Raw genomic sequence first — 21,425 nt, 5'->3', positions numbered from 1 at the left:
CGGCCTCAGCTGAATGACGACAGGAGGGAGACGACGTAGTAAGCCACGATCGCCGTGAGCGAGTAGCCGATCGCCAGCGCGGCGATGGCCAACCACCTGCCGCCTTCACCGGTGGTCTTGATCTGGTGCAGGGAGACGTGCCCCATGATCACGCCGGCCATGCCGATAAAGAACGACGTGACGAAGGCGGCGATGGCAAGAGCGTTGGTCTTGGCGGGCAGGGACCCGCGGGCCTGGCGTGGCGGTGTCCGGTTCAGGGGGACGCTCATGGGCTACGCCTTTCAAGTCCGCGGGTCTAGACATTGCACATGTTGGACGACACCCACAGAGTACCAAGTGGCGGGCTTTTTGTATCTAGGTTCGAAGGCTGCAGCGGCTGGGCTGCCTAGAGTTCCTAGGGCAGCGGATTAGTGGCTTCTCTACGCTGCCAAGGGTGGCTGCTGGTAACCATGGTGGACTTCGTTCGGACTCCGGTAATTGAGCGCGGAATGGCGCCTGCGGCTGTTCTAGAAGCCCTCGATGTAGTGGATGACGTCCTTGCGGTCCTTGGTGGCGTAGGTCGTGCGGGAGACGCGCTTGTTTTTCAGGGCCGAAAAGAAGGTCTCGGCCTGGCTGAAGTCCTGCGTAAATCCCGGTCTTGCCCAGGGAGGAATGCATGCCCAGCCTGGCGACCAGCGCTCCGTAGGAGGCCGAGGTGTAGACGCTGCCACGGTCCGCATTAAGCCGCAATCGGCTTAAGCTCGGACGGTGACACTCAGTGCGGTGATCTCCGAAACGCGGGCCCGGGGTTGTAGGCGGTGGTGAGCATGGCCGCGTCGAGGTGCCCGCTCCAGGTGGAGCGATCCGGGGCGGCCGATATTGCTGCTATCTGTTCCCTGCTCAGATAGCCAAGCACGGGCCGGTCGAATCGCTTGGCAGGGATATCCAACACCCTGGCGGGAATCGGCAACGACGCTGGATCCCGCACCGCCGCATAGCGCATGAAGGAGTGGATTGCCGCCATCCGCGCGTTCCGGGTCCGGACACTGTTCTGACGTTCGTTTTCGAGATGGTCAAGGAAATCGAGCACCATGGGAACGTCCAGGTCAGTCACCTGCAACATTGAGGGCGGGGAGCCGGTCCTGCCCTCAATGTTGCAGAAAAGCAATTCAAACGCATCGCGGTAGCATTCCATCGTACGGGCATTTAGCCCGCGTTGGGTGATCAGTCGTTGGAGGAAGAAATCCTGGACCAGCTGCGGGAATCGGATCTGCACGGACCTCATGATGCACCGACTCCGGGATCGGAAAAGGCTTCGAACTGCCCTGAAATGATTTTCATCAGTTCGGGTGCGGCAGAAAAATACCAGTAAAGGTTTCTCACCTCTTCGTGGCCCATAATGGGTTGCCAACACCGGGATCTTGGCATCAACGTTGAGGTTCTGGGCGTGGCCGGCCTCAACACGCCGCACCACCATGCGATGCCGCAGGTCGTGGAAACGTGGTGTCCGCGTGCGCCCGACAGCGCTCCAGCCCAGCTGCCGCCGCAAGACACTGAACGTGTGATCTGCGGCGCCGTAGCTAATGCGGTTACTTCGGTCGGTGCGGAAGAAAGGGGCGTACCCCTCGGCCAGACCATAACGGTGCTCTCGATCCGCGGCATATGTTCCCAACGGTTCCAAGGCACTGGGATGCAGGGGCACCAGTCGCACCCGGCCTCGCTTGCCGGCACGGATGGTAATGATGCCATTATTCATATCCACGTCGTCGCACTTCAGCGCCAACGTTTCGCTGGTCAGCATGCCGGTGCCGGCGATCAGCCCGAACAAGATCGCATAGCTGTGGGGCCTTAGGCCCTAACCTTGGATAGTGAGTCCGTTATCCAACGTTGGGTACCTAACCTTGAATAGCAGTTGTTTCGACCAAGGTTGGCTCCCAACCTGGCCCCGCCCGTGCATTGGGAGCGCGCCCGCGACTCGCACTTCCCTGACCGGACACGATGACTTGCGCGGTTTTCGATTGGTTGGCACCGGCGGGCGTCGGTTAAGCTGGTGGTTGGCTGGCTGTGGCCACCGTACGCCACAAGCCATGAAGCCGAACCACGAAACGAGGAGCCGTAGTGCTTGAGCAAATCACACTGACCGTCGATGGCGAACAACGCGAGGTGAATGCCGGCACTACCGGGGCCGAGCTGTACTTCGACGACCGCGAGGTCGTCGTCATGCACGTCGATGGGGTGCTGCGCGACCTGTCCCGCCCGCTGGAGGCCGGAACCGCCGTCGAACGCGTCACCATCGATTCCCCCGCCGGGCTCGAGGTGCTGCGCCACTCCACCGCACACGTCATGGCCCAGGCCGTGCAGCAGCTGCGCCCGGATGCCAAGCTGGGCATCGGCCCCTACATCACCGACGGCTTCTACTTCGACTTCGATGTCGCCGAGCCGTTCACTCCCGAGGACCTGAAGACCCTCGAGAAGATGATGCTCAAGATCGTGAACCAGAACCAGAAGTTCGCCCGCCGCGTTGTCACCGAGGACGAGGCCCGCAAGGCCATGGCCCACGAGCCCTACAAGCTCGAGCTGCTGAACAAGGCCAACGAGGCCGACTCGGCCGGCGAGGGCGTCAACGTCGAGGTCGGCGCCGGCGAAATCACCATCTACGACAACGTCGATCGCAAAACCGGCGACACCGTGTGGTGCGATTTGTGCCGCGGCCCGCACCTGCCCAACACCAAGCTGATCTCCAACGCCTTCGCGTTGACCCGCACCTCGGCCGCCTACTGGCTGGGCAACCAGGACAACCAGCAGCTGCAGCGCATCTACGGCACCGCCTGGCCGACCAAGGATGCCCTGAAGGCCTACCAGGAGCGCATCGCCGAGGCCGAGCGCCGCGACCACCGCAAGCTCGGCGTCGAGCTTGACCTCTTTTCCTTCCCCGACGAGCTGGGTTCCGGCCTGCCGGTGTTCCACCCGCGCGGCGGCATCATCCGCAAGGAAATGGAAGACTACTCGCGCGCCCGCCACGTCGAGGCCGGCTACGAGTTCGTCTACACCCCGCACATCACCAAGGGCCATCTCTACGAGGTCTCCGGGCACCTGGACTGGTACCGCGACGGCATGTTCCCGCCGATGCACGTTGACGCGGAGCTCAACGAGGACGGCACGGTGCGCAAGCCCGGCCAGGACTACTACCTCAAGCCGATGAACTGCCCGATGCACAACCTGATCTTCCGCTCGCGCGGTCGGTCCTACCGCGAACTGCCGCTGCGCCTGTTCGAGTTCGGCTCGGTCTACCGCTACGAGAAGTCCGGCGTGGTCCACGGGCTGACCCGCGTGCGCGGCATGACACAGGACGACGCCCACATCTACTGCACCAAGGAGCAGATGAAGGGCGAGCTGACCGAAACGCTGAACTTCGTGCTCGGGCTGCTCAAGGACTACGGGCTGGATGACTTCTACCTGGAGCTCTCCACCAAGAACCCGGAGAAGTTCGTCGGCGACGACGACGTCTGGGAGGAAGCCACCCGCACCCTGGCCGAGGTCGCCGAGGCCTCGGGCCTGGAACTGGTCCCGGACCCGGGCGGAGCGGCCTTCTACGGCCCGAAGATCTCCGTGCAGGCCAAGGACGCGCTGGGCCGCACCTGGCAGATGTCCACCATCCAGCTGGACTTCAACCTGCCCGAGCGCTTCGAGCTCGAGTACCAGGCGGCCGATGGCACCCGCCAGCGCCCGGTGATGATCCACCGCGCCCTGTTCGGTTCCGTGGAGCGCTTCATGGGCGTGCTCACCGAGCACTACGCCGGCGCCTTCCCGGCCTGGCTCTCCCCGGTCCAGGTCGTGGGCATCCCGGTGGCCGAGGCGTTCAACGAGTACATGTTCGACGTGATCGACAAGCTCAAGGCCGCGGGCATCCGTGCCGAGGCGGACATCTCCTCCGACCGCTTCCCGAAAAAGATCCGCACCGCGTCGAAGGAAAAGGTGCCGTTCGTGCTCATCGCCGGCGGCGAGGACGCCGAGGCCGGGGCGGTCTCCTTCCGCTTCCGCGACGGCAGCACCGACAACGGCGTGCCGGTCGACGAGGCGGTTGCCCGCATCGTCGCGGCCGTGAAGAACCGGGAAGCCTAGATCCATGGGGGAGTCCACGAACGCCTACGCATCCACCCATCCGGGTGGCGCGTCCCAGGAAGCAGCCGATGCCGCCATCTCCGACGACTTCGAACTCGCCGGGGTGCCCGATTCGTTCCAGCGCCTGTGGACTCCCTACCGGATGGCCTACATCAAGGCCGGCCAGGACCAGGTCAAGGACGAGGAGTCCTGTCCCTTCTGTGCCGGGCCGACCCGCAGCGACGAGGATTCGCTGATCATCCACCGCGGCAAGACCGCCTACGTGATCCTGAACCTCTTCCCGTACAACCCGGGGCACCTGCTGATCTGCCCGTACCGCCATGTGCCGGACTACACGGACATCACGGCCGAGGAAACCGCGGAGATGGCAGCGCTGGCCCAAAAGGCCATGCGCGTGCTGCGGCACGTCTCGCGTCCCACCGGCTTCAATCTGGGCATGAACCAGGGCGTCACCGGGGGAGCGGGGATCGCCGCCCACCTGCACCAGCACGTGGTGCCGCGCTGGGCCGGCGACGGGAACTTCTTCCCGATCATCGCCGAGACCAAGGCCATCCCGGCAACGCTCGGCGACATCCGCGTGGACCTTGCCGCCGGCTGGGCGGAACTGGACTAAAGCGACGAGGCACTTCATGGATTGGCCGTCGGGGACAACCCCGGCGGCCGATCCGTTTAATGCGCGGTTCGCCGTTGCCGCCATTGCGCCGGCTGTGCGGCTCTTTTGCGTTCGCCATCTTCCCGCATTCCCGCGGTTGAGGGCGACCTGGCGGGTGCGGGTGCAATGAACCGAGAGCCGGGAGGGCCTGCGCGGGCATGGAAGGGCGCGGTGTCCGGTTGCCCCGATGGGGGCGCAGGGGCCAGGGCGGCATTTGATTTTCCGTGTTTTCCGCCCCCGGGATCCGGGGTGTGGCCGGAAACCGGTGCGCAGTCCTAAATAGACGCTCCCACTAGGATGTTTCATTAAAGTCGTCGAGTTGACGCGTCGTTTTCCCGGCGGCTTTACGCGCTGGACATTAGGTGTGTTTGCACCTAGTTTTGAATTGTGACGACACACCCGCGGCCTTTGTGACGCGGCGGACCTACGATGATTCGCGTACTGCTCACCTTATTGAAAGGAACCCCCAAGGTGTCTGAAAACCAAGGCGTCCCCACCCCCGCAACCACCGTAGGTAGCGATCGCGTCAAGCGGGGCATGGCCGACATGCTCAAGGGCGGCGTCATCATGGATGTTGTCACGGCGGATCAGGCCCGCATCGCCGAGGATGCCGGCGCCGTCGCCGTCATGGCCCTCGAGCGCGTTCCTGCCGATATCCGTGCCCAGGGAGGCGTTTCGCGCGCCAGCGACCCGGACATGATCGACAGCATCATCGCGGCGGTTTCCATCCCGGTGATGGCCAAGGCCCGCATCGGGCACTTCGTCGAGGCACAGATCCTGCAGTCCCTCGGTGTCGACTACGTCGACGAGTCCGAGGTCCTCTCCCCGGCCGACTACGAGCACCACATCGACAAGTGGAACTTCAAGGTTCCCTTCGTCTGTGGCGCCACCAACCTCGGCGAGGCCCTGCGCCGCATCAACGAGGGTGCCGCGATGATCCGCTCCAAGGGCGAGGCCGGCACCGGAGATGTTTCCAACGCCACCGGCCACATGCGCAAGATCCGCTCCGAGATCGCCAAGCTTGCGGCACTTCCGAAGGACGAGCTGTACGTGGCCGCCAAGGAGCTGCAGGCCCCGTACGAACTGGTCAAGGAAGTTGCCGCCACCGGCAAGCTGCCGGTCGTGCTCTTCACCGCAGGCGGCATCGCCACCCCGGCCGACGCCGCGATGATGATGCAGCTTGGCGCCGACGGCGTGTTCGTGGGCTCGGGCATCTTCAAGTCCGGCAACCCGGCACAGCGTGCCGCTGCCGTCGTGAAGGCAACCACCTTCTTCAACGACCCGGACGAGCTGGCCAAGATCTCCCGCGGCCTGGGCGAGGCCATGGTCGGCATCAACGTCGCCGACATCCCTGCCCCGCACCGCCTGGCCGAGCGCGGCTGGTAGGTTCCGGGCGATAGCCTGACAAGCAGCGGGCCGGGTGCACCGGATTCAGGATTCCCCTTCAACAAACGGAGGGGAATCCTGAATCCGGAAAGCACCCGGCCCGTTTGCCGTTGCCTGCAGGCGGGAGCGTGGTTGCCCTCCGGAACCCCTGCGATGGGTCCCCACCCGGTGGAAATGCCGCCGGGTTCGATCGCGACGACGTCGATGCCGCCCGCCCCGGGGCAAGAGCGCGGGAAGCGGCCGCGAACCCGGCGTGCCGGGCGCCGCGGCACCGGGCGGCTACTGGCGCAGCACCAGGTGGCGGCCGCGACCCAGCAAACGCATCCCGTTGGCCTCGAAGAACGGTGCCGAGCTCGGGGTAGCGGCGGCAATCAGTTCGATGGGCGTGTCTTCCTCCAGCCCCAGTGGATTGACCATGCCGCGGGCCAGCCCGTTGAGCAGGGCCGAGCCGACGCCCCTCCGGCGCTGTGCCGAGGTCACGGCCAGGCCGTGGATGGCCAGCTGGCCGCCGAAGGCCTGCTGGGCAAAGGCGCGGCCCACCAACTCGCCCTCGAGGGTGCGAGCGGTGGCCTGTTCGATGCGGCGCAACGCCGGGTGCCCGGCGCTCAGCCCGGCAGCGGCCGGATCGCGCCACAGGTTGGCGACCTGCAATTCCTTCGCGTCTGCGCCGCTGGCCTCGGGGATCTCCGTGCCCAGGCGCACCCGCCCGTCCCACGGTTCCGCCGGTCCCACCAGTTCGCCGGCATGCCAGGAGATCTGTGCGGCATCGGAGAACCCTGCGGCCTCCAGCGGGCCGGAGGGCGCACCGGAATTGACCCATGCCTCGACCCGGCGCGCACCCAGGCGCGTGCCTTCGGCCAGGCCCGGGCGCAGCCCGGCCTCCTGAGCGTGGGCGGGGAAGAGCAGCACCAGCCGGCCGCGGGCCGGCTGCCAGGCCCACGAGCAGCCGTGGGTCGTGAAGAGCTTGCCGCCGGTGGCGATCGCCATGGCCTGGTGCCAGTGCGAGAGCGCGTCCTGCGCAAAACCAATGGTTGTCACGCGTTCGTGCTCCTTGCCAGTCCGCGGCGCACCAGCAGCGGTTCGATCCGTGCTTCGCGGCCGCGGAAGATCCCATAGGATTCAAGCGGGTCGCGGGTGTTGCCGCGCGAGAGCAGCTCGGTGCGGAACCTTTCGCCGTTTTCCCGCTTCAGCCCGCCGTTTTCGGTGAACCACTCGACGGTGTCGGCGTCCAGCACCTCCGACCAGATGTAGGAGTAGTAGCCGGCCGAGTACCCGCCGTCGAAAATGTGCTTGAAGTAGCCGGTGCGGTAGCGCGAGGGCACCAGCTCCGGGATCAATCCGGCCTCGGTGAGCACGCGCTGCTCGAAGGCCAGCGGATCGGAAACCAGTTCCCCGTCGGTCAGCGAGTGCCAGGCCAGATCCAGGACGGCTGCGGTGAGGTACTCGGTGGTGGCGAATCCCTCGCCCCACAGCGCCGCGGCCTCCAAGGCCTGGACCGTGCCCTCCGGCAGCGGTTCCCCGGTGCGCGTGTGCGCGGCATAGCCGGGCAGCACCTCGGCGTGCAGGGCCCACATCTCGTTGACCTGCGAGGGGTACTCGACGAAGTCGCGCGGCACACTGGTGCCGGCCAGCGACGGGTAGATCCCGGCGGAAAACAGCCCGTGCAGCGCGTGCCCGAACTCGTGGAACAACGTGTTGACCTCGTCCAGGGACACCAGCGCCGGTTCGCCGTCCGCCGGCTTGGGGATGTTCAGGGTGTTGGTGACCACGGGACGCTCGCCCAGCAGGGATGCGGACTCGCGGATGGAGTTCATCCACGCGCCCCCGGCCTTGGTGGGACGGGCAAAGAAGTCGCCCACGAACAGGCCCAGCGTGGAGCCGTCCTCGTTGAAGACCTCCCAGGTGCGCACGTCGGGGTGGTAGAGCGGGAAGTCGAAACGCTCGGTGAAGCCCAGCCCGTAGAGGCGGGAGGCTGCGGCAAAGACGCCACGCTTGAGCACCGCATCGAGCTCGAAGTATTCGCGCAACGCCCCGCGGTCCAGCGCGTGGCGTTCGCGCGCCACGGCGGCGGAGTAGTACGCCCAGTCCCACGGCTGGACGGGGGATCCGGAAATCTTCTCCAGGTCCCCGGCCTCGGCCCGGGCATTGGCCACGGCCGCCGGGATGAGCTCGGCCAGGCGACCGCGCACCGCAGCCAGGTCCGGGGCGGTGGCCTCCTGCAGCACCACATCGGCGTGTGTCGCAAAGCCCAGCAGGGCCGCACGCTTCGAGCGCAGCGACGCCATCCGCGCCGCCAGGTCCAGGGTCCGGTTTTCGCCTTCCTGGCCGCGGTTCACCGAGGCCTCGAAGAGCCGTCGGCGCGAAGCGGAAAGTTCGAGTCGCTCGAGCAGCGGCTGTCCGGTGGGCAGCACCAGGGTCAACAAGTAGCCGTCGGGGTATCCTGCGTCGCGTGCCGCATCGGCGGCGGAGCCCAGTTCCCCGTCGCTGAGCCCGGCCAGTTCCCCCGGATCGGCGAAGTGTACGGCGGCCTCGTTCATGGCGCCCAGGAGCCTGCGCGAGTATTCGCTGGACAGGTCCGTGATCTCGCTGTTCAGTGCACGCAACTGCTCCTTGCGCTTCGCATCGAGTTCGGCGCCGGCGGCACGGAAGGTGCGCAGCGTCTCTGCGACCAGCCGCTTGTCCTCGCCGTCGAGCGCATCGGCGTCCAAGGAGGCCAGACGCGCAAAAAGCTCCCCGTCAAGGTGGATGGCATCCTGGTGGCCGGAAACCAGGGACTGGATCTGCGGGTCGATCTCGCGCAGTTCGTCGGTGCCATGGGCGGAGAAGACCGTCCAGTACGCCATCACGGCGCGCCGCAGCAGCGCGCCGCTGCGTTCCATGGCCACAAAGGTGTTCTCAAGGGTCGGGGCCTGCGTGTTTTGCGCGATGGCCCGAAGTTCTTCCAGGTGCCCAGCGACACCCTGCTGGACGGCATCCAGATAGTGGGCTGCCTCCAGGGCTGAATAATCTGGGAATTCAAACGGCAAGGTGCTTCGCTCAAGCAACGGATTATGCATGGTGTTAACCCTGTCATAAGCCCGCGGCACTGTGGGTATCCCGCGCCGGAATGCCCGCGGCAAAGGTTAGGCTCGGAGCATGTTTGATCGAATAGCGCATGGGCCTGGGGCCCGGAAACGTGCAGCCATCGGCACCGCACTGCTGCTGGCGGCATCGCTGGCTGCCTGCACTCCCGCCCCGCCGCCGGGTCCCGCCGCGGCCAGCCTGCCGGCGGCCACCACTCCGGCGGCCTCCGGCCCCGAAGCCCCGGCGGCTTCGGCCACCCCGTCCCCGGGCGCCACCAAGGCTGCCGCGGACCCCGCGGACCCGTCGTGCCCGGGGGACGAGTGCATCGAGATCGCGGTGGCGGGGGACATCCTCCTGCACCCGGCGTTGTGGGCCCAGGCAGAGCGCGACGGGAAGGGGAAATACGACTTCGGCCCCCTGCTGGCGGGCATCGCCCCCTACCTTGACCAGAGCGACCTGGCCCTGTGCAACCTGGAAACCCCGGTTGCGGCTCCGAACGGTCCGTTCGGCGGGTACCCGATGTTCAACGTTCCGCCGCAGATCATCCCGGCCCTGAAGAAGGTCGGCTATGACGGCTGCACCACCGCCAGCAACCATTCCATGGACGCCGGGGTTGCCGGGGTCGAACGGACCCTGGATGCGCTGGAGGCGGCCGGGATGGTTTCCACCGGCTCCTACCGCAGCAAGGCCGAGGCCCAAAAGCCGCTGCTGGTCCCGGCGGGCAGCGCCAAGGTCGCTGTCATCGCCGGCACCTACTCGCTGAACGGGATGAAGGAGGACGCCCCGTGGCGGGTCGACGACATCGAGCAGGCCTCGTTGGTGGCCCGGGCCAAGGCGGCACGCGCGGCCGGGGCGGACATCGTGCTCGCCGCGATCCACGACGGCGCCGAATACACCAGCGCACCCACCGCCTCCCAGCTGGCGCTGTACCGATCGCTGGCGGCCAGCGGCGAGTTCGACTTCATCTACTCCCACCACACCCACTCGGTGCTGCCGCTCGAAAAGCACCAGGGCACCTGGATCGTGTACGGGCTGGGCAACTCCGTGGCCAAGCACGCGACCAAGACCCCGCTGAACAAGGAGGGGCTCACGGTGAAGATGCAGTTCGTGCGCACCGGAGACACCTGGAAGCCCGGGGACCTGGTGTGGGCGCCGCACATCATGAAACCATCCCCGTTGCGCTGGTGCGCACTGCCCGCCAAGGCCTCGGCCCCCTGCACCACCGAGGCCCAGGATGCCGCCTCGCTCAAGCGCACCACCGACACCGTGAACTCCATGGACGCCAAGGCCGACGGTGCAAGAATGTGGACCTTGGGAAGCCGCTGACCGGCCGCCGGGCACCCGGGCGTGTCACGAAAATATTCCCACGGGGTGCGGCGGGTTTATCCTGAGCTGTCCACGTACTTCATCTCGGTGCGCGCGGCATGCATGATCCGTTCCACGAGACCAGAAAGCGATCCACCTTGGCGCCACGAATTGGAGTCCTTGCCCTGCAAGGGGATGTACGCGAACACCTGCAAGCACTCGAATCACTCGGTGCCCTTGCGCTGCCGGTGAAGACACCGGGCGCACTGGCGGACCTGGACGGACTGGTCATCCCCGGCGGGGAGTCAACGGTGATCGACAAGCTCGCCCGCATGTACGGGGTGGCCGAGGCGCTCAAGGCCAGGATTGCCGACGGGTTCCCGGTCTATGGATCGTGCGCCGGAATGATCCTCCTGGCCGACACCATTGCCGATCCGACCACCAACATGAAGGGCGAGCCCCAGCAAAGCTTCGGGGGAATCGATATGGTGGTCAAGCGCAATGCCTTCGGGCGACAGGTCGACTCGTTCGAGGTCGACCTTGCGATCAAGGGACTGAACGCCCTTTCCAGCCAGGACCCGGACCGTGCCACGGCGCCGGTCCGCGCGGCATTCATCCGCGCGCCCTGGGTGGAAAGCGTGGGGGAGTCCGTAGAGGTACTGGCCACCATCCCCGCCGAAAACACGCCCCTGGGCGTGGACGGGACAAGGGTGGCTAGAATTGTTGCAGTACGTTCTGGAAAATTGCTGGCGACTTCCTTCCACCCCGAGGTGGCCGGGGAGCGCCGGATCCATGAACTTTTCATTCAAATGATCAGAGGAGACGCGTAAGCATGTCCGGCCACTCCAAATGGGCAACCACGAAACACAAGAAGGCAATCCTCGACAGCAGGCGCGCCAAGGCGTTCGCCAAGCTGATCAAGAACATCGAGGTTGCGGCGCGCGCAGGCGGCGCCGACCTGGCCGGCAACCCGGCCCTCGAGGTCGCTGTCTCCAAGGCCAAGAAGACCTCGGTGCCCAACGACAACATCGACCGCGCGGTCAAGCGCGGCGCCGGCCTGACCGGCGAGGTCATCGACTACACCGAGATCATCTACGAGGCACGCGGACCCCAGGGCTCGGCCCTGCTGATCGAATGCCTGACCGACAACAAGAACCGTGCGGCCTCCGAGGTGCGCCTGGGCATCACCCGCAACGGCGGCACCGTCGCGGACCCCGGCTCGGTTGCATACCTGTTCGCCCGCCGGGGAGTCGTCGGCCTGCCGAAGAAGGACCTCACCGAGGACGACCTGCTCATGGCGGTGCTGGACGCCGGGGCCGACGAGGTCAAGGAATCCGGGGACCACTTCGAGATCCACTCGGAGCCGACCGACCTGCGTGCGGTTGTTGCCGCGCTCGAGGAAGCCGGAATCGAATACGAAACCGACGAAGTCGAATTCGTGCCCTCGATGCAGGTCCAGCTTGATGCAGCGGCGGCCCGCAAGTTCCTGAAGCTTGCCGACGCGCTCGAGGAGCTGGACGACGTGCAGAACGTCTACTCCAACGCGGACATCAGTGCCGAGGTCATGGCAGAACTCGAAGAGGACTAGCCACCACATGCCCCTGCGAGTGGTGGGCGTCGACCCGGGCCTGACCCGTTGCGGCCTGGCCGTGGTCGACGTCGAACCCAACCGCCGGGCCACGCTCATCGATGTCTCGGTGGTGGGGACCCCTCCGGGGACCCCGTTGGACCAGCGATTGCTGGCCATCGCCGACGGCATCGATGCGTGGCTCGATGAGCACAAGCCCGACGTCGTTGCCCTGGAGCGGGTCTTCAGCCAACTGAACGTCAGCACGGTGATGGGCACCGCACAGGCCTCGGGCGTGGTGATCGTTGCCGCGGCCCGGCGGAACATCCCGGTTGCCCTGCACACCCCCACCGAGGTCAAGGCCGCGGTGACGGGCTCCGGCTCGGCCAACAAGCTGGCCGTGGGCAAGATGGTCGCCAAGATCCTGCGCCTGGACGCCCCGCCGTCCCCGGCCGATGCCGCCGACGCCGCGGCGCTGGCCATCACCCACGGCTGGCGCGGCGCCGCATTCGGTGCCGCCGGTGCCGCAGCCTCGGCCTCCGCCCCGCGGCCCTCCGGCGGATCCTCGGGCTTGACGCCCGCCCAGCGCGCCTGGATCGCCGCCGAGGCCAAGGCCCGAGCTGTCAAGGCACGCTAGGGACCGGAGGGAACCTGCCGCTGACGTCCTGCGCTGCGTGCGTCCGCGGGTGTGCGCCAAGGAACCTGTAAGCTGTTCGTAGATATATTCGTATGGCTTGCGTGTTTCGGGTACCACCGGCGCGGCCCGGCACCACGGAGGAACACCCCCATGATCAGTACGCTGCGAGGAGTGCCTCAACAGGTCAACCTGAACAACGCGGTCATCGAGGTCGGCGGCTTCGGCATGCTGATCCAGGCAACCCCGCAGACGCTGGCCACCTTGCAGGTGGGCCGGGAGGCGTTCGTGCACACCTCCATGGTGGTGCGCGAGGACTCCATGACGCTCTTCGGCTTCGCCTCCGGTGACGAACGCGAGGTTTTCGAGGTCCTTACCGGGGTCTCGGGCATCGGACCGCGCACCGGCCTGGCCATCCTTTCGGTGCACACCCCGGAGGAAGTCCGCATCGCCGCCAGCACCAAGGACACCAAGGCCTTCACCAAGGTCTCGGGCATCGGGCCCAAGGGCGCCCAGCGCATCGTGCTCGAGCTCAATGGAAAGCTGGTGCCCACCGGCGCACCGGTTCCGGCCGGAAGCCCGGCGGCACCCACCTGGGAGCCCCAGGTCCTCGAGGCACTCACCGGCCTGGGTTGGACCGAGAAGGACGCCAACAAGGCGCTGGAAGCACTGGCCAAGAACGACCCGGAAATCGTTGCCACCGGCAGCGTGCCGGAAATCCTGCGGGCGGTGCTGCGTTCCCTGGGGCGCGGGAACCGGCCCGGAAACTAGGAGTACGACATGACAGACACCGGCGAGCTGACCAATGCCGGCCCCGAGCCCGAGGAACGGGTGCTCGAGGCGGCCCTGCGGCCCAAGAACCTGGACGATTTCGTCGGACAGCACCGGGTGCGCCAACAGCTCTCCCTGGTGCTCGAGGCCTCCAAGATCCGCGAGCGGACCGCCGACCACGTCTTGCTCTCGGGCCCTCCCGGCCTGGGCAAGACCACGCTGTCGATGATCATTGCCGCCGAGATGAACGCGCCGCTGCGCATCAGCTCCGGCCCGGCCATCCAGCACGCCGGGGACCTGGCCGCGATCCTCTCCTCCCTCACCGAGGGCGAGGTGCTTTTCCTGGACGAGATCCACCGGATGAGCCGCCCCGCCGAGGAAATGCTCTACATGGCCATGGAGGACTTCCGTGTCGACATCATCGTCGGCAAGGGAGCCGGGGCCACCGCCATCCCGCTGGAACTTCCCCCCTTCACACTGGTCGGTGCCACCACCCGCGCCGGGCTGCTGCCGGGCCCGCTGCGCGACAGGTTCGGGTTCACCGGGCACCTGGAGTTCTACAGCGTCGAGGAACTCGAGCTGGTGCTGCGCCGTTCGGCCATGATGCTTTCGCTGAAGGTCAACTCCGCGGCCTTCAGCGAGATCGCCTCGCGTTCGCGCGGCACCCCCCGCATTGCCAACCGGCTGCTGCGGCGCGTGCGCGACTGGGCGCTGGTGAACCGGCTCGAAAGCATCGACGCACGGGCCGCCTCCGCGGCCCTGGACATGTACGAGGTCGACGTCCGCGGACTGGACCGGCTGGACCGCGCGGTGCTCCATGCCCTGTGCACCAAGTTCGGAGGGGGGCCGGTTGGCCTGTCCACCCTGGCCATTGCGGTGGGGGAGGAGCCCGAGACCGTGGAGACGGTCGCCGAACCGTTCCTGGTTCGCGAGGGCCTGCTGGGACGCACCCCGCGCGGCCGGATCGCCACCGCGGAGGCCTGGAACCACCTGGGGCTTCGCATGCCGGCCGATGCCATCTTCGCAGGCCGGTCCGGTTTTGAGCTTGACGACGAAGAAGCCGAGTAGCCGGCAGTGTCTCACCTTGGGGCGCGACGGAGCATTCCAAGGACATTCGCAGGCCAAAACTGCGTTGTGGTCGGGGTTTGGTCAGGAACTCCCTATAGTATGGATAGGCCCACCGGCTGCGCAATCGCGATTGTGCGCGCCGCTGACAATGACTTAGGAACAGGTATCCACACGTGACCGAATACGTTTTGGCCCAAGCCGCTTCCGGCGAAAAGGCCCCATTCGACCCGACCATGTTGATCATGCTCGCCGCCTTCGGCCTGCTGATCTTCATGATGATGCGTGGCCGCAAGAAGGCCGCCAAGGCCCAGGAAGAGATCCGCTCCAACCTTGCCGTGGGTGCCGAGGTGATGACCCAGTTCGGTCTCTTTGGCACCATTGCGAGCATCGACACCGACGAAAACAAGATCGTCCTGGAGGTTTCCCCGGGCAGCTTCGTCACCGTCCACTCGCAGGTTGTCGCCAAGGTCGTCGCCTCGGAAGAGGCTGGTGCCTCGGTTGAGGTCCCCAACGACGCATCCTCGCTGACCTCGGCCTCGGTCGAGAGCGCCGAAGAGGCCCCGGGGTCGGAAAACGAAACCCCGGAAGAGACCTTGCGCCGCCTGAACAACGAGGACAAGGGCCCCAAGGCCTAGTCCGCTTGGCGCCTTCGGGCACGCCAACCCAGCAGTGAACGGCAGCCGGATTTCCGCGGGCCACACAGACCCGCCGGTGAGCGATCCGGCTTTCGATTGACCTTCACCATGCGGCCCGGAGCAGCCCCAACCCCCACCCCGCAGGGGCGGGTTGCAGGCAGGCTCCGGGTTTTCCGCGGAATCTCCATCTCCCAGGGGCGATGGAACAACCAGAAAGCCTCACGATGTCATCTACTGGTCCGATCAAGCAGGCGCGCAAATCCCTGCTGTGGCTCGGCGTTATCTTCCTCATTTCGGCCGCCATCCTGATTACCGGCGTGCTGAGCGGGAAAGCAGCTTTTGCCCCCAAGCTTGCCCTCGACCTCGAGGGTGGCACCCAAATGATCTTGGCACCACGGGTGGCGGGCGGTGCTGCGGCAACGCAGGAGCAGCTGGACCAGGCCGTGGAAATCATCCGCCAGCGCGTGGACGGCACCGGTGTCTCGGAAGCCGAGATCACCACGCAGTCCGGCCGCAACGTCGTCGTCTCCATGCCCGGCATCCCCGATTCCCGCACCCGCGAGCTGATCCAGGCCTCGGCGAACATGGAGTTCCGCCCGGTCATCCTGGCCGGGCCGTACACCGCCGTTCCCAAGGAACAGCGACTGGCCAAGGCGGATCTGCCCAAGCCGAGCGCCAAGCCCGAGAACGCCTCGGACATGAACTGGATCGACGCGGCCCTGTACCAGAAGTTCGAGGCCTACGACTGCCCGACGGAGCTCGGACAGGGTGCGGAAGAGGTCCACGACCCGGCCAAGCCGATGATCTCCTGCGAACCGGATACGGGCTCCAAATACATCCTGGGACCGGTCGAGGTCCCCGGCGCCGACATCACCGATGCCTCCTTCGGCATGTCCCGCGGCCAGCAGGGCGCGGTCACCGGGCAGTGGGCAGTGACCCTCGAATTCAACGCCGAGGGCAAGACGAAGTTCGCCGAGGTCACCAAGCGCATCACCCCCATGCAAGGTTCGCAGAACCAGTTCGCGATCGTGCTTGACGGCACCGTGATCTCCGCCCCGCAGTCCAACGCGGTGATCGCCGACGGCCGCGCCGAAATCACCGGCAACTTCACCGAACAGAGCTCCAAGGCCCTGGCCGACCAGCTGAAGTTCGGCGCCCTGCCGATCAGCTTCGAGATCCAGTCCGAACAACAGATCTCCGCGACCCTGGGTACGGACCAGCTGCGCAGCGGATTGATCGCCGGGCTCATCGGCATGGGGCTGGTGGCGATCTACTCGATCTTCCAGTACCGCCTGCTGGGCCTGGTCACCATCGTCTCGCTGCTGGTTTCCGGCGTGCTGACCTACCTCGCGCTGGTGCTGCTGGGCTGGTCGATGAACTACCGGCTCTCGCTGGCAGGTGTTGCGGGCCTGATTGTGTCCATCGGCCTGATCGCCGACTCCTTCATCGTGTACTTCGAACGCATCCGTGACGAACTGCGTGACGGGCGCCCGCTGCACTCGGCCGTGGAGATCGGCTGGAAGCGCGCCAAGCGCACCATCCTGGCCTCCAAGGCCGTGAACATCCTGGCCGCCATCGTGTTGTACATCGTGGCCGTGGGCAACGTGCGAGGCTTCGCCTTCACCCTGGGCCTGACCGCCGTGGTGGACATCGTGGTGGTCTTCCTGCTCACCCACCCGACGCTGCAGCTGCTGGGCAAGACCAAGTTCTTCGGCGAGGGGCACCGGTTCTCCGGGCTCGATCCCTCGCTGCTTGGCGCTGTGCCGCTGTACCAGGGCGCGGGCAGGATCCGCAGCTTCAGCACCGAGGCGGAAGTCGCCCGCGGCAAGAAGAACGCCAAGGCGGCCAGCGAGGCCGAACGCCGGCAGACCATCGCCGAGCGACGCAAGGCCGCGGCCACCACCGCGGCGCCCACCAAGTCGGACGAACGTGCGGATAAGGATTCATCAAATGGCTAGTCTCGCAACCTGGGGCAACGAGCTCTACACCGGCAAGCGGTCCTACCCGTTCACGGGCAAGCGCAAGCTGTGGCTGTCCGTTTCCGCGGTCCTGGTCCTGCTCGCCATCCTGGTCCCCGTTGTCAAGGGCGGGTTCAACCTCGGCATCGAGTTCCGCGGCGGATCCGAGTTCACCATCTCCAAGGTCGACCACACCGACGTTCCCACCGGCGAGAATGCCGTGGTGGCGATCGCGCCGGACCACCACCCCCGGGTCACCAACATCGCCCCGAACACCATGCGCGTGCAGACCGACAAGCTCACCGACGACCAGACGCTGTCGCTCGCCGAGGCCCTGGCCACCGCGTACGGGGTGACCAAGTCGGAGGTCACCTCGACCTTCGTCGGCCCGACCTGGGGCGCGGACATCTCCAAGCAGGCAATCATCGGCCTGGTCGTCTTCGTGGTGCTGGTGGCGCTGCTCATGGCCGCATACTTCCGCACCTGGAAGATGTCCCTCGCCGCGATCATCGGGCTGCTCCAGGTGGTCGTGATCACCGCCGGGATCTATTCGCTCTCCGGATTCGAGGTCACCCCCTCGGCGATCATCGGCTTCCTGACGATCCTGAGCTACTCCCTCTACGACACCGTGGTGGTCTTCGACAAGGTCCGGGAGAACACCGCCGGTTTCGAGTCACAGACCAAGCGCAACTTCGAGGAGCTGGTGAACCTGGGCATCAACCAAACCCTGGTGCGTTCGATCAACACCTCGGTGGTTGCCGTGCTTCCGGTGGCCTCGATCCTGTTCATCGGCTCCTACCTGCTGGGTGCCGGAACGCTCAAGGACCTGTCGCTGGCATTGTTCATCGGCATCATCGTCTCGGCGCTGTCCACGCTCTTTGTCCAGGCCCCGCTGTACTCGCTGCTGCGTGACGGCGAGCCGGAGATCGAGCGCCACAACAAGAAGATCGCGGTGCACCGCCTGGCCAACGCCTAGGCACGTGCCCGGGCCCGCATTTTGCGGGCACGGCGACGGCGGGACCCCGGAGGCGGACTCCGGGGCCCCGCCGTCCGCCTTTGGGCGCGAAGTGCTATAACCTAGCAAGAGGAACTTGGGCGTGGTGAAAGTCCCGCGGTGCCAGGCCCCCTTCTCGGGGCCGGTGCCGCAAGCCACGGCCGGGCCACACGGCGCGCCACGCGCCCACGCGACGGATCCCGATCGATAGGAGGCACCCCATGGCAGAGAACCACGGTGTCATGATGCCCGGGGCCCCGAATCCCGCACCCAAGCGCGGGACCATTTCCCGGCTGGTCCGCCTGGCCGGACGCGGCTCCACCGCCCAGCCCCCGACCCTGGAACCGCTGCTGCGCACCGTGCGCGCGCAAAACCCCAAGGCCGACATCGACCTGCTCGCCCGCGCGTACGCGGTCGCCGAGCACCACCACGAGGGCCAGAAGCGCAAGAGCGGGGACCCATACATCACCCACCCGGTCGCCGTGGCCACCATCCTTGCCGAGATGGGCATGACCGGGGCGATCCTTGCCGCCGCGCTGCTGCACGACACCGTCGAGGACACCGACTACTCCCTGGAGCAGCTGACCCGCGAGTTCGGCGAGGAGATAGCGAAGCTGGTCGACGGGGTCACCAAACTGGACAAGGTCCAGTTCGGTGAGGCCGCGCAGGCCGAGACCGTGCGCAAGATGGTCATCGCGATGTCCAAGGACATCCGGGTGCTGCTGATCAAGCTGGCCGACCGCCTGCACAATGCCCGGACCTGGCGCTACGTCTCCCCGGAGTCCAGCGCCAAGAAGGCCCGCGAGACCCTGGAGATCTTCGCCCCGCTGGCCCACCGCCTGGGCATGAACACCGTCAAGTGGGAGCTCGAGGACCTTTCCTTCGCCGCGCTGCACCCCAAGGTGTACGAGGAAATCGTGCGGATGGTGGGGGAGCGGACCCCGGAACGGGAGAAGTACCTGGCCACGGTGCGTTCCGCCATCACCGAGGACATCACCGCCGCCAGGCTCAAGGCCACCGTCAGTGGCCGGCCGAAGCACTACTATTCGATCTACCAGAAGATGATCGTGCGCGGCAAGGACTTCGACGACATCCACGACCTGATGGGCGTGCGGGTCCTGGTTGACACGGTCAAGGACTGCTACGCGGTGCTGGGGCTGATGCATGCGCGCTGGACCCCGCTGCCCGGGCGCTTCAAGGACTACATCGCGCTGCCCAAGTTCAACCTGTACCAGTCGCTGCACACCACCGTGATCGGGCCCGACGGCAAGCCGGTGGAGATCCAGATCCGCACCCACGACATGCACCAGCGCGCCGAGTACGGCGTGGCGGCGCACTTCAAGTACAAGCACGGCAACGGCGGGGACTCCCGCTCGGTCGAGGAACAGGACATGGACTGGCTGCGCAGCCTCATGGACTGGCAGAAGGAGACTTCCGACTCCAACGAATTCCTGGATTCGCTGCGCTACGAGATCAACACCGCCGAGGTCTTCGTCTTCACCCCCAAGGGCCAGATCATGTCCCTGCCCGTGGGCTCCACCCCGGTGGACTTCGCCTACGCGGTGCACACCGACGTGGGGCACCGCACCATCGGCGCCCGGGTGAACGGCAAGCTGGTCCCGCTGAACTCGGAACTGCACCACGGCGACATGGTGGAGGTCTTCACCTCCAAGGCCGAGAACGCCGGCCCGTCCCAGGACTGGGCCGGCTTCGTGAAGTCCGCGCGCGCCCGGAACAAGATCCGCCAGTGGTTCACCAAGGAACGCCGCGAGGAAGCCATTGAGAAGGGCAAGGAGCAGCTGACCAAGGCGCTGCGGAAGAACAACCTTCCGCTGCAAAAGCTCATGACCCACGACGTGCTCTCCGCCGTCGCCCAGGAGCTGCGCCACCACGACATCTCCGCGCTCTACGCCGCCGTCGGCGACGGGCACACCAGTGCGCAGAATGTCATCGAGCACCTCACCGCGCTGGTCGGCGGAGAAAACGGATCCGTCGCGGAGGTGCTGGAGGAAACCCCCATCTACGCGGTGCCCGGGCGGGCCACCGAATCCGATGCCGGGGTCGTCGTCCCGGGTGCCGGCGAGGTGCTGGCGAAGCTGGCCCGCTGCTGCACCCCGGTGCCGCCGGATCCGATCCGCGGCTTTGTCACCCGCGGCTCGGGCGTCTCGGTGCACCGCACCGACTGCGTGAACCTCAAGCAGCTCGAGCAGCAGCCCGACCGCCTGGTGGAGGTCCAGTGGGCCCCGACCAAGTCCAGCGTCTTCTTGGTGGAGATCCTGGTCGAGGCGCTTGACCGCAAGTCACTGCTCTCGGACGTGACGCGGGTGCTTTCGGAGAACCACGTGAACATCCTGGCCGCGAGCGTTTCCACCTCCCGGGACCGGGTGGCCTTCTCCCGCTTTGCCTTCGAAATGGGCGACCCGAAGTACCTCAGCCACGTGCTGAACGCGGTGCGGCGCATCGACGGGGTGTACGACGTGTACCGCACCTCCGGGGGCAACCGCCGCTCCTAGGACGGTTTCCACCCGGCGGGGAGGACCCGCGGCGGTGCTCAGGCCGCCGCGGGCAGGCTTGCGTCCATCAGGCGGGTGACCGCGCCCAGCGCGCGGCGCCGCCCGGGCCGGCGGACCTGCTCGTTGATCGAATCCAGCATCTGCCGGTACCCGCAGCGCAGACGCGGGGAGGCATCGATGGCCGCGAGCACCGGCAGCGATTCACGCCACTCGGAATTGAAGGCGATGTCCATCGCGGTGCGCAGCGGCGAGGTCACCGCCACGCCTCCAACGGTGCAGATCTGCTCCTCGTCCAGCACGCCCTCGCTCAACCGCAGCAGCATCCGGGCCGTCGGGGCGCACGGCCGGTGGTAGCGCGGGACCACGATGTCCAGTTCGCGCGGCATCGGCGCGCAGCCGTACACCCAGGCGGCGGTGCCCTTGCACAGGGCCCTGCCGGGCACCAGCTGCTCCCCGGCCACCGCTGCGGCCACCTGCGCCCGGGTCACCGGGTTTTCCGGATGCACCGCGGCGATGTAGGCCCCGGGCAAGACTTCCCGCAACGACCCGCGCAGCCGCAGTGCCTGCAGCTCGTTGAGTGTGAACGGCTCGTCGACCAGGACCACCTGCGGGCCCCCGCGTGCCCGGGACGGAATCTGTGGTGGTGCGGCCGGTGCTGCGGGGCCCGGGACGCGGTTGCGGCCGGTGTTTGTGCTTTCCATTCCTCCACTCTCACAGGCCACGGTGCCCCGGCGGCAGGGGAGAGGCCGAAATTGTGGATAACTGTGCCCGCGCGCAT

The 21,425-nt window shown here is 66.7% G+C and carries 18 protein-coding genes and 1 pseudogene; 13 read left to right on the top strand and 6 right to left on the bottom strand.

Annotated features, from left to right (window positions below; genetic code table 11):
• Positions 1-5: 5 nt before the first annotated feature.
• The 3 genes and pseudogenes from BLJ79_RS12800 to BLJ79_RS12795 form a co-directional block, all read right to left on the bottom strand.
• Positions 6-269, bottom strand: a complete 264-nt coding sequence (locus BLJ79_RS12800) for a DUF4190 domain-containing protein (RefSeq protein WP_071215126.1) — start codon at positions 267-269, stop codon at positions 6-8.
• A gap of 150 nt (positions 270-419) precedes the next feature.
• Positions 420-735: pseudogene (locus BLJ79_RS22435) on the bottom strand (IS3-like element ISAar4 family transposase); the annotation flags it as partial.
• Between the two features lie 19 nt (positions 736-754).
• On the bottom strand, positions 755-1,807 hold the full coding sequence (locus BLJ79_RS12795) for a site-specific integrase (protein ID WP_071215125.1): 1,053 nt from the start codon (positions 1,805-1,807) through the stop codon (positions 755-757).
• Positions 1,808-2,097: 290 nt separating this feature from the next.
• Between BLJ79_RS12795 and thrS the strand changes: the two genes are divergently transcribed.
• The 3 genes from thrS (at position 2,098) to pdxS (ending at position 6,139) form a co-directional block, all read left to right on the top strand.
• On the top strand, positions 2,098-4,101 hold the full coding sequence (gene thrS / locus BLJ79_RS12790; protein WP_071215124.1) for a threonine--tRNA ligase: 2,004 nt from the start codon (positions 2,098-2,100) through the stop codon (positions 4,099-4,101).
• A 4-nt stretch (positions 4,102-4,105) separates the two neighbouring features.
• Positions 4,106-4,714 carry an HIT family protein gene (locus BLJ79_RS12785; RefSeq protein WP_071215123.1) on the top strand — a complete coding sequence of 203 codons (609 nt, stop codon included), beginning with the start codon at positions 4,106-4,108 and terminating at the stop codon, positions 4,712-4,714.
• A 468-nt stretch (positions 4,715-5,182) separates the two neighbouring features.
• Positions 5,183-6,139, top strand: a complete 957-nt coding sequence (pdxS, locus tag BLJ79_RS12780; RefSeq protein WP_373457910.1) for a pyridoxal 5'-phosphate synthase lyase subunit PdxS — start codon at positions 5,183-5,185, stop codon at positions 6,137-6,139.
• A gap of 279 nt (positions 6,140-6,418) precedes the next feature.
• Here the strand turns inward: pdxS and BLJ79_RS12775 are convergent, their stop codons facing one another.
• Together BLJ79_RS12775 and BLJ79_RS12770 are read right to left on the bottom strand one after the other, a co-directional pair.
• Entirely contained in the window at positions 6,419-7,177 is a 759-nt protein-coding gene (locus tag BLJ79_RS12775; protein WP_071215121.1) for a GNAT family N-acetyltransferase, read from the bottom strand.
• Complete coding sequence (locus BLJ79_RS12770; protein ID WP_071215120.1) at positions 7,174-9,195, bottom strand: M3 family metallopeptidase; 2,022 nt, start codon at positions 9,193-9,195, stop codon at positions 7,174-7,176. Before BLJ79_RS12770 ends, BLJ79_RS12775 begins: the two co-directional genes overlap by 4 nt.
• A 79-nt stretch (positions 9,196-9,274) precedes the next feature.
• On the opposite strand from BLJ79_RS12770, the gene BLJ79_RS12765 reads away from it, so the two are divergent.
• The 10 genes from BLJ79_RS12765 (at position 9,275) to BLJ79_RS12720 (ending at position 20,647) form a co-directional block, all read left to right on the top strand.
• Entirely contained in the window at positions 9,275-10,528 is a 1,254-nt protein-coding gene (locus BLJ79_RS12765) for a CapA family protein (protein ID WP_071215119.1), read from the top strand.
• Positions 10,529-10,626: 98 nt separating this feature from the next.
• Positions 10,627-11,337 carry a pyridoxal 5'-phosphate synthase glutaminase subunit PdxT gene (gene pdxT, locus BLJ79_RS12760; RefSeq protein WP_071215118.1) on the top strand — a complete coding sequence of 237 codons (711 nt, stop codon included), beginning with the start codon at positions 10,627-10,629 and terminating at the stop codon, positions 11,335-11,337.
• Between the two features lie 2 nt (positions 11,338-11,339).
• Complete coding sequence (locus tag BLJ79_RS12755; protein ID WP_071215117.1) at positions 11,340-12,095, top strand: YebC/PmpR family DNA-binding transcriptional regulator; 756 nt, start codon at positions 11,340-11,342, stop codon at positions 12,093-12,095.
• Positions 12,096-12,102: 7 nt separating this feature from the next.
• Entirely contained in the window at positions 12,103-12,711 is a 609-nt protein-coding gene (ruvC, locus tag BLJ79_RS12750; RefSeq protein WP_071215116.1) for a crossover junction endodeoxyribonuclease RuvC, read from the top strand.
• Positions 12,712-12,861: 150 nt separating this feature from the next.
• Positions 12,862-13,479, top strand: coding sequence for a Holliday junction branch migration protein RuvA (gene ruvA, locus BLJ79_RS12745; RefSeq protein ID WP_071215115.1), 618 nt, complete (start codon positions 12,862-12,864; stop codon positions 13,477-13,479).
• A gap of 9 nt (positions 13,480-13,488) precedes the next feature.
• A complete protein-coding gene (gene ruvB, locus BLJ79_RS12740; RefSeq protein WP_071215114.1) occupies positions 13,489-14,547 on the top strand; it encodes a Holliday junction branch migration DNA helicase RuvB in 1,059 nt (352 codons plus the stop codon).
• Between the two features lie 173 nt (positions 14,548-14,720).
• Positions 14,721-15,182, top strand: coding sequence for a preprotein translocase subunit YajC (gene yajC / locus BLJ79_RS12735; RefSeq protein ID WP_286135381.1), 462 nt, complete (start codon positions 14,721-14,723; stop codon positions 15,180-15,182).
• 224 nt (positions 15,183-15,406) lie between these two features.
• Positions 15,407-17,140 carry a protein translocase subunit SecD gene (gene secD, locus BLJ79_RS12730; RefSeq protein ID WP_071215113.1) on the top strand — a complete coding sequence of 578 codons (1,734 nt, stop codon included), beginning with the start codon at positions 15,407-15,409 and terminating at the stop codon, positions 17,138-17,140.
• Positions 17,133-18,116, top strand: coding sequence for a protein translocase subunit SecF (secF, locus tag BLJ79_RS12725; RefSeq protein WP_071215112.1), 984 nt, complete (start codon positions 17,133-17,135; stop codon positions 18,114-18,116). Before secD ends, secF begins: the two co-directional genes overlap by 8 nt.
• Positions 18,117-18,355: 239 nt before the next feature.
• The gene (locus tag BLJ79_RS12720; protein WP_083411265.1) at positions 18,356-20,647 is read left to right on the top strand and encodes a RelA/SpoT family protein; all 2,292 of its coding nucleotides are present in this window, start codon (positions 18,356-18,358) and stop codon (positions 20,645-20,647) included.
• 38 nt (positions 20,648-20,685) lie between these two features.
• Here the strand turns inward: BLJ79_RS12720 and BLJ79_RS12715 are convergent, their stop codons facing one another.
• Positions 20,686-21,348 carry a type IV toxin-antitoxin system AbiEi family antitoxin gene (locus BLJ79_RS12715; RefSeq protein WP_071215111.1) on the bottom strand — a complete coding sequence of 221 codons (663 nt, stop codon included), beginning with the start codon at positions 21,346-21,348 and terminating at the stop codon, positions 20,686-20,688.
• Between the last annotated feature and the right edge of the window lie 77 nt (positions 21,349-21,425).

Source organism: Arthrobacter sp. UCD-GKA (assembly GCF_001863355.1).
Taxonomy (GTDB): domain Bacteria; phylum Actinomycetota; class Actinomycetes; order Actinomycetales; family Micrococcaceae; genus Paeniglutamicibacter.
This window is presented reverse-complemented; position numbering and strand designations above follow the sequence as displayed.

Coding starts and splice junctions, on each gene's coding strand:
- BLJ79_RS12800 (WP_071215126.1), bottom strand. CDS start 269: ATGAGCGTCCCCCTGAACCGGACACCGCCACGCCAGGCCCGCGGGTCC.
- BLJ79_RS12785 (WP_071215123.1), top strand. CDS start 4,106: ATGGGGGAGTCCACGAACGCCTACGCATCCACCCATCCGGGTGGCGCG.
- pdxS (WP_373457910.1), top strand. CDS start 5,183: ATGATTCGCGTACTGCTCACCTTATTGAAAGGAACCCCCAAGGTGTCT.
- BLJ79_RS12770 (WP_071215120.1), bottom strand. CDS start 9,195: ATGCATAATCCGTTGCTTGAGCGAAGCACCTTGCCGTTTGAATTCCCA.
- BLJ79_RS12765 (WP_071215119.1), top strand. CDS start 9,275: ATGTTTGATCGAATAGCGCATGGGCCTGGGGCCCGGAAACGTGCAGCC.
- pdxT (WP_071215118.1), top strand. CDS start 10,627: ATGCATGATCCGTTCCACGAGACCAGAAAGCGATCCACCTTGGCGCCA.
- BLJ79_RS12755 (WP_071215117.1), top strand. CDS start 11,340: ATGTCCGGCCACTCCAAATGGGCAACCACGAAACACAAGAAGGCAATC.
- ruvC (WP_071215116.1), top strand. CDS start 12,103: ATGCCCCTGCGAGTGGTGGGCGTCGACCCGGGCCTGACCCGTTGCGGC.
- ruvA (WP_071215115.1), top strand. CDS start 12,862: ATGATCAGTACGCTGCGAGGAGTGCCTCAACAGGTCAACCTGAACAAC.
- ruvB (WP_071215114.1), top strand. CDS start 13,489: ATGACAGACACCGGCGAGCTGACCAATGCCGGCCCCGAGCCCGAGGAA.
- secD (WP_071215113.1), top strand. CDS start 15,407: ATGTCATCTACTGGTCCGATCAAGCAGGCGCGCAAATCCCTGCTGTGG.
- secF (WP_071215112.1), top strand. CDS start 17,133: ATGGCTAGTCTCGCAACCTGGGGCAACGAGCTCTACACCGGCAAGCGG.
- BLJ79_RS12720 (WP_083411265.1), top strand. CDS start 18,356: ATGGCAGAGAACCACGGTGTCATGATGCCCGGGGCCCCGAATCCCGCA.
- BLJ79_RS12715 (WP_071215111.1), bottom strand. CDS start 21,348: ATGGAAAGCACAAACACCGGCCGCAACCGCGTCCCGGGCCCCGCAGCA.